This is a genomic window from Vibrio sp. OPT46 (genome assembly GCF_015163535.1).
Lineage (GTDB): Bacteria > Pseudomonadota > Gammaproteobacteria > Enterobacterales > Vibrionaceae > Vibrio > Vibrio alginolyticus.
Window position 1 is genome coordinate 1 of record NZ_JADDYG010000733.1, and the last position, 665, is coordinate 665.

Here is a 665-nt window from a genome sequence, read left to right on the forward strand (position 1 = left end):
ACACCACCAATAAATAGATTTGCACATACATCATCTCTGACGTCTTCCCAGTTTATAGTCACACCAAGCTTACGAAACTCTTGATCCCAAACCTTAGGGTTAACTTGTATTATTCCTAAATCACCAGAACCGTTCTTGGCTTTCTGGTCAGCTCCTGGCCAACCATTCTCGCTTCTCATGATTGTACGTATGTATTTAGGATGTATATTGTTTAGCTTGCTAGAGATTAAAGTACACTCTTCAATCTCACCTTTGTAAGTAAGAAGTAAATCTCGTTTACTTTTCCACGGCATGGCTTTGTACAGCCCCGTGTCGCCATGCTCTATTACATATTCGTAATAAGACCTTTCCGGTTCTTTAAGTTGCTCAAGACCGTCAGCTGCTGTTACACCCAAAAATTCAAACATAGACGCAATCCTCCGTTAAATGAAATATATCATTTAGCAACAAAAAACAATAGACTAAAGTTGACTTTGAGGTTGAATTAAAATACCATATATAAACACTTAAATGGGAGGGATGAGAATGAAATTAACCGCGAGTCAGTATGAAGGAGTCAACACGACTGGAGTACCTTGCATGATTAATGCGGGGGCAGGTAGTGGTAAGACTCGCGTTATTGTGGAGAAGGCCGCGACATTCATTGAGTCAGGCTTGGAACCCTG

2 protein-coding genes are annotated in these 665 nt (G+C 40.6%); one reads left to right on the forward strand and one right to left on the reverse strand.

The features are described from left to right. On the reverse strand, window positions 1–407 hold a 407-nt coding region (locus tag IQR33_RS36080; RefSeq protein WP_193844205.1), incomplete at its 3' end, for a transglycosylase SLT domain-containing protein. Window positions 408–525: 118 nt separating this feature from the next. Between IQR33_RS36080 and IQR33_RS36085 the strand changes: the two genes are divergently transcribed. Further along, window positions 526–665: UvrD-helicase domain-containing protein (locus tag IQR33_RS36085; RefSeq protein ID WP_228013985.1), on the forward strand; the 140-nt coding region annotated here is incomplete at its 3' end.